A 6,881-nucleotide genomic window follows, 5' to 3' on the forward strand; every position below is an offset into this window, starting at 1 on the left:
TCAGGCCTGCGCCAGCTGGCGGGCGAACTGGCCGGTGACCGTCTCCATCACCGACAGCAGGTTCTCGCTGGCGAGGAAGACATCGCTGGCCGCCCGTGGGCCCTGGCTCTCGCCGGCCAGCGCTGCCTGCAGGAAGATCCACTGGCTTTGCGCCAACTCGAGGTTGGCGCGGATGGCGGGTGTCGCCTCGGCTGCGGTGGTCAGCACGCCCATGGCCGCCACGAAGTCGGCGCGGGCCTTGGCGGTTTCGCGTTGCACCAGGTCGGGCCGTGCGCCTTGTTGGTTGGCCAGGAAGAACAGCGCCAGGCGCTGCGACAGCATGCGCTGGCGGCCCGACAGGTTGACGAGCCGCGCCGTCGCCGCGGTGGAGCGTTCCTGCAACTGGACGGTGGCGACCTGGGCCAGGCTGAGCATCTCGCCCGAGGCCTTCAGCAGGTCGTCGACACGGGCGGGGCTGGGCGTGCTTTGCAGCAGCGCGCGGTAGGCGCCGAAGCGGTGCTCCATGGCGCGGTAGCTGCCGGCGATCTCGGGTGTGGGCGCATAGCTCAGCAGCTCGCCGAGCTGGCGCTCGAAGCGGGCTTCGCTGGCCTGCAGCACGGCGCGGGCGCGCTCGGTCAGCTCGGGGCGCAACTGGCTGAGCCAGGCCTTGCCCATGCGCTGGCTCAGCATGCGCTGGGCGCCGGCCTTGTCGATGGCATCGCCCAGCTCGGCAATGCGGGCGTGAGCGGGCAGCAGCGCGCCGCTCAGCATCACGCCGGCCGCGCTGCGCACAAGCACGGAACGTCGATTCACGGGCATGCTCAGGCGGCCTCGTTCGCGCTGACGTTTGCGCTGTCGTTCGCGTAGTGCTCGCCGAACATCAACTGGTCGCGGATGCCGGCGATGTTGCTGCGCTCGCGCAGCAGCTTGAAGTACCAGCTGCCGTCGGCCGTGTCGCCGTAGAGGCAGGCGCCGACGAGCTGGTCGTTCTGGATGACCAGCTTCTTGTAGACGCCGGTGAACGGGTCGCTGAGCACGATCTCCTCGGTGCCCGCGCCGCCGGCAAAGTTGCCGGCCGAGAACAGGTCGATGCCCGTCACCTTGAGCTTGGTGCTGACCGACGAGCCGAGGTAGCGGCCGATGCCGAACTGGGCTAGGTGCGTGGCGCAGACCTTGCCCTGCTCGAACAGCGGCGCCACCAGGCCGTAGGCGATGCCGCGGTGGGCCGCGCATTCGCCCACCGAGTAGACGCGCGGGTCGGTCACCGTCTGCATCGTGTCGGTGACGACGATGCCGCGGCTGCAGTGCAGGCCGGCCTTCTCGGCCAGCGTGGTGTTGGGGCGCACACCGGCGGCCATGACGACAAGGTCGGCCGGCAGTTCGACGACGCTGCCGTCCTGCAGCTTGAGTTGGATGGCACGGACCCGGCCAGCGGACGGGGCCCCTTCGTTGCCTTCGCGGCCGGCCTCGTTGCCCAGCAGCGCCTGCGTCTGCACGCCCAGCCTGAAGTCCAGGCCGCGCTCGACGAGGGAGTTGCGCAGCAGGCCGCCGGCCATGGTGTCGAGCTGGCGCTCCATCAGCGTGTCGACCAGGTGGACGACCGTGACCTGCATGCCGCGCAGCATCAATCCGTTGGCGGCCTCCAGGCCCAGCAGGCCGCCGCCGATGACGACGGCGTGCCTGTACATGGTGGCCGCGTCGATCATCGCGTTCGTGTCGGCGATGTCGCGGTAGGCGATGACGCCTTCGAGCTCCTTGCCCGGCACCGGCAGCACGAAGGGGTTGGAGCCGGTGGCGATCAGCAGGCGGTCGTATTCCGCCACCGTGCCGTCGGCGGCGATGACGCGGCGGCGCACGCGGTCGATCTCGGTCACCGCAAGCCCCAGGTGCAGCGTGATGCCGTGGTCGGCATACCAGCTCAGCGGGTTCAGGATGATCTCGTCGATCGTCTGCTCGCCGGCCAGCACGGGGCTGAGCAGGATGCGGTTGTAGTTGGGGTGAGGCTCGGCGCCGAAGACGGTGATGTCGTAGAGGTCCGGCGCGATCTTCAGCAGCTCTTCCAGCGTGCGCACGCCAGCCATGCCGTTGCCGACCATCACGAGCTTCATTTTCCTCATCCCGCACTCCTAGAGACCCTGGTCTACCAATTGCTTTGCAAGGCATGTGCCAGCGATGAAGCTGGCCTCCAGACCTGCCGCAGCGTTCAAAACGCCCAGCGACGCCCCACGCCGAAGCGTTTGCTATCCCGGTGCGGGTGCACTCATCCAAAAAACGCACCATCTGCGGGCAACGCTCCGCAGTGGTCCACTCACGCGCATGCGCTTCGAACTCGACACCGGCCTGTCCAGCCTGCAGGGCAAACGCCCGCGCAATGAAGACTTCGCGGGTGTGCAGGCGCCCGCCGCGCACGAGGCCGAGCGTGGCTGGGTGGCGGCGCTGGCGGATGGGGTCAGTGGTGGTGGTGAGGGTCTGATGGCCGCGCAGACCTCGGTCATGAGCCTGCTGCGCGACTTCCACGCCGTGCCGGCCGACTGGGACAGCAGCGTCGCCCTGGACCGGCTGCTCGGCCACCAGAACGCCTGGCTGGCCTCGCACAACCGCCGCCCCGGCGCCGACGGCCAGCCGCGCGAGGCGCTGACGACGCTGACGGCCCTCGCGCTGCGCGGCCGCCGCTACGCGTTGGCCCATGTCGGCGACAGCCGCGCCTGGCTGCTGCGCGACGGCGAATGCCTGCTGCTGACGCAGGACCACCGCATGGAGCGCCGCGACTTCGCCGGCCTCACCCGCGCCCTGGGCCTGGACGATGCGCTGCGCCTCGATCACAGCGCCGGCGAGCTGAAGGTGGGTGACCGCCTGCTGCTGACCAGCGACGGCGTGCACGGGTCCTTGCGTGGCCGCCAGATCGCCGACCTGCTGCGCAACACGCCCGGCGCCCAGGCCCTGGCCGATGCGCTGACCGCAACGGCCCTCGCCGCCGGCAGCCATGACAACGCCACCGCCCTGGTGCTGGACGTCAAGGACCTCGCCGACCCTGGCCTGGCCGACCTCGCCGCCTTGGGCCGCACGCTGCCCAGCCCCGGGCCGCTGGGTGTGGGTTCAGCGCTGGATGGCTACCAGGTCACCGCCCTCGTGGCCGACAACGGCGTGCACCGGCTGCTGCAGGCGCGCGAGCTCGCCACCGGCCGCCTGGTGGCGCTGAAGATGCTGCGCCCCGGCCGCGCCGACGACCCCGAGGAGCGGGCCATGCTGGCGCACGAGATCTGGCTGGGCCTGCGCCTGGCCGAGGCGCCGCGTCATCGCCGGCGGGGTGGCGAAAGTGGCTTCGTGCGCGTGCACCCGCCGGCCGAAGGCGCGACGCATTTCTATGCCGTCTTCGACTGGCACGGCGGCTTGACGCTGGAGCAACTGCTGGCCAAGGGGCCGCTCGACGTCGGTCAGGCCGTCGCCCTGGGCGGCGCGGTGGCTCGGTCACTGAGCCTGCTGCATGCGGCGGGCGTCGTGCATCGCGACATCAAGCCCGCCAACCTGCACCTGAGCGACGACGGCCAGTGGCGCGTGCTCGATCTCGGCGTGGCGCTGAGCCCGCGCGTGTCCGCCGCAGCGCGCGAGCTGCACGCCGGCACGCCCAGCTACATCAACCCCGAGCAGTGGCAGGACCCGCCGCTGCCGCCCGACGCCGGCTCCGACCTCTTCGCGCTGGGCGTAACGCTCTACCAGGCGCTGACCGGCCGCCTGCCCTACGGCGAGATCGAGCCCTACCAGCTTGCCCGCTACAAGCGCGAGCCGGCCAGCGTCAGCCGCCTGCAGCCCAGCGTGCCCATGCCGCTGGACCGCCTCGTTATGCGCGCCGTGGCGCGTGAAGCCAAGGCACGTTTCGAGACGGCCGATGAGTTGCTGCTGGCGCTGGAGCGCCTGGCAGCGCGTGACCAGCCGGCTGCGGCTCGCGCTGGCCGGCCGCCGCGTGACGCGGTGACGACCTGGCAGATCGCGCTGGCGATGTCGGTGCTGTTCAACCTGCTGCTGATCGCCTGGCTGGCCTTCCTGCCGCGCTGAAGGGCACGGCCTGCGCGGCCGTGCCATGCGTTCAGACGCGCTGGTAGTTCACTGGCTCGGAGGCGCCGGCGGCGGCGCTGCGGGCGCGGCCACCCTTTTCGGCCCAGGTGCGCGTCCAGCGGATCTGCATGACGCGCATGACGCCCAGCATCAGCACAGACAGCACGGCGAACACGACGAAGCCCCACATGTAGGTGCCGGCGTGCTGCTTGGACAGGCCCATCAGGTTGGGCACCAGGCCGCCGCCTAAAGCGCCGATCTCGCCGATCATCGAACCGGCCACGGCCGTGGCCGCGGGCCAGCGCAGCGGCACGAGTTGGAAAAGGGCGCCATTGCCGGCGCCCAGAGCGGCGAAGCAGGCGATGAGCAGTAGCGTCGTCAGCACCAGCGAGCCGCTGGCCATGCCCACGCCGGTCAGCGTGATGGCGACGACCACGAGCACCATCGTCAGCACGTTGACGCCGCCCCAGCGATCCGACAGCCCGCCGCCCACCACGCGCACCGCAGCGCCCATGAAGGCCGCCAGCATCGTCAGCTGGCCGGCCTGCACCTTGGAGACGCTGAACTGGTCGTAGTAGTAGGTGGGCAGGAAGGTGGTGAGGCCGATGAAGCCGCCGAACGTCACGCCGTAGATCAGGCTGAAGGCCCAGCCGTCTTTTTCGAACAGACAGGCGACGTGCTCGCGCATGGAGGCGTGCGCGTCGACGTCGGGCGGCTCCTTGGCGAAGACGATCATGACGACCATCGGGATCAGGATGGCGACGGCGGCGAAGGCATAGACCGTCTGCCAGCCATAGGCCATGGCCAGCGGCGGCGCTACCAGCACCGCCACCGCGGTGCCCACGTTGCCCGCGCCCACCAGGCCCATCGCCAGGCCCTTGTACTGCGGCGGGTACCAGCCCGAACCCAGGCTCAGCGCCACGCCGAAGCTGGCGCCGGCAATGCCCAGCAGCACGCCCATGGCCAGCAGGTCGTCGTAGCTCTTGACCATGAAGAAGCCGTAGAGCATGGCCACGGCGATCATGCCCATCTCCACCAGCGTCGCGTTCTTGCGGCCGATGTACTGCGACAGCAGGCCCAGCGGGAAGCGCATCAGCGCGCCGGCCATGATGGGAATCGACAGCATCAGCCCCTTCTGGGCCGGCGTCAGGTTGTAGGCCTCGCTGATGAAGGGCGCCAACGCGCCGTTGAGCACCCAGATGCAGCAGGAGAACGCGAAATACAGGAAGGCGGCGAACAGCGTGGGGCTGTGGCCGGCGCGTTTGAAGTTTTGCAGGGCAGAGGACATCTTGGGGCTCTATTGGGCCGCAAACGCCGACGCCCGCCCACGGTCGCGTGCCTGGGTGGCTCGGACGTCGCGGCGGAAAGGCGCCCGCACCATTGCGCGCACCACGCTCCGATACTTGCAAACCTCATGCCTATTTTCGTTTTCACCTTCCTTTCGTTCCGCTGGCCTGCTTCTTGCGCCGTTTTGGGGCGCGAAGACTGACCCATGCCCGACACCGCTCCCGCCACTCTGCTACCCACGCTGCTCTGCAGCCCGGAACAGCCCCCGCAGGCCGCCACCTTGCGGGCCCTGGGTTGGCAGCCGCGCACCGTTTCGGAGCTTGCGCCGCCGGCCGATGGGCAAGCGCTGGGTTTGATCTGGTGCCCTGACCGCACCGCTTTGGCGCGGCTGCTGCACTCGGAGCGGGCTTTCGGCCTGCCGGTGGTGCTGCTGTCACCCGCGCCGACTAGCGTCGAACGCCAGGCCCTGCTCGCCCGTGGCGTGCTGCAGTGGCTGCCGGCCGACGCCGACGCCGCCGTGCTGGACCAGGCGCTGCTGTGGGCGCAAGGCCTGGCTGTCCAACTGCAGGCGCGCGACAGCGCCGCCCAGGCCAAGCTCGACGAGCGCCTGGATGAGCGCAAGTGGACCGAGCGCGCCAAGGGCTTGCTGATGCAGGCCCGCGGCATCGACGAGGCGGCTGCCTTTGCGCTGCTGCGCAACACCGCCATGCAGACGCAGGCCAAGCTGCCCCAGGTGGCGCGCGGCGTGGTGCACACCAGCGAGCTGGCCGAGGCACTGGAGCGCGCGGGCGCCCAGCGCATGCTGAGCCAGCGCCTCGTCAAGCTGCAGGCCCTGCGCCAGTGGCCACGGCTGGCTCCGCCCGAACGCCGCGAGGCGCAGGCGCTGCTGGACGGGTCCAGCGAGCGCGTGGCCGCCAACCTGGCGCGGCTGTCCGAACTGCTGCGCGCCGACCTGGCCGACGAACTGGCCGCCGTCTCCAGCGCCTGGGCCCAGCTCGACAGCGCGCTGACCGCACGCACCCCCGACCTCGCCCGCAGCGACCGCGCCGCCCAGCGCCTGCTAGACAGCAGCGAGACGCTGGTGGCGCGCCTGTCCGAGCGCGCCGGCCAGCGCCCGGTGGGCTTGCTGGCCCAGGTGACGCGGCTGCGGCTGTTGAGCCAGCGCCTGGCCAAGGAGGGGCTGCTCGCCCAGGTCATGCCGGGCCGCGACACCAGTGGGCTGGCGACCGGCCTGGACGAGTTCATCAAGGCCTACGACGAAGTCCGCGCGGCGCCCCTGGCCGGCCCGGCGCTGCAGCCGGCGTTTGCGGCGGTGGACGAAGCCTGGCTGGTACTGCTGCGCGGGTTGCGCGTGGAGCAGGGCGATGCGGTGCAGCGGATGCATCAGGGCAGTGAGCGGTTGCTGCAGGCGTTGGAGGCGTTGATTCGGGCGTTGCAGGGGTCGTTGCAGTTGATTCTTGGGTGATGACGGTTGTGGGTGGTTGGTTGCCTTTTCGTGGCGCTTGTATGCCGCCTGCATTGCCGGGAGTCCGTCCCGGCGGCCGGGTAACTTTCTTCTGCGG

General features: G+C 70.4%; 4 protein-coding genes and 1 pseudogene. 2 read left to right on the plus strand and 3 right to left on the minus strand.

The features are described 5' to 3' along the window. Both ABIS05_RS00100 and ABIS05_RS00105 read right to left on the minus strand, forming a co-directional pair. Window positions 1-792 (minus strand): type IV pili methyl-accepting chemotaxis transducer N-terminal domain-containing protein, encoded by a 792-nt coding sequence (locus ABIS05_RS00100; RefSeq protein ID WP_348011293.1) that lies wholly within the window; start codon window positions 790-792, stop codon window positions 1-3. Between the two features lie 11 nt (window positions 793-803). Continuing rightward, a pseudogene (locus ABIS05_RS00105) lies at window positions 804-2,096 on the minus strand (NAD(P)/FAD-dependent oxidoreductase); the annotation flags it as partial. A gap of 199 nt (window positions 2,097-2,295) precedes the next feature. Here ABIS05_RS00105 and ABIS05_RS00110 point away from each other — a divergent pair. Further along, the gene (locus ABIS05_RS00110) at window positions 2,296-4,032 is read left to right on the plus strand and encodes a bifunctional protein-serine/threonine kinase/phosphatase (RefSeq protein ID WP_348011294.1); all 1,737 of its coding nucleotides are present in this window, start codon (window positions 2,296-2,298) and stop codon (window positions 4,030-4,032) included. A gap of 31 nt (window positions 4,033-4,063) precedes the next feature. Here the strand turns inward: ABIS05_RS00110 and ABIS05_RS00115 are convergent, their stop codons facing one another. Beyond that, window positions 4,064-5,320, minus strand: a complete 1,257-nt coding sequence (locus ABIS05_RS00115; protein WP_348011295.1) for an MFS transporter — start codon at window positions 5,318-5,320, stop codon at window positions 4,064-4,066. A gap of 204 nt (window positions 5,321-5,524) precedes the next feature. On the opposite strand from ABIS05_RS00115, the gene ABIS05_RS00120 reads away from it, so the two are divergent. After that, window positions 5,525-6,784 carry an ANTAR domain-containing protein gene (locus ABIS05_RS00120; protein ID WP_348011296.1) on the plus strand — a complete coding sequence of 420 codons (1,260 nt, stop codon included), beginning with the start codon at window positions 5,525-5,527 and terminating at the stop codon, window positions 6,782-6,784. Window positions 6,785-6,881: the final 97 nt, after the last annotated feature.

This window comes from Roseateles sp. (assembly GCF_039929605.1).
In the GTDB taxonomy this organism is placed as follows: Bacteria; Pseudomonadota; Gammaproteobacteria; order Burkholderiales; family Burkholderiaceae_C; genus Pelomonas.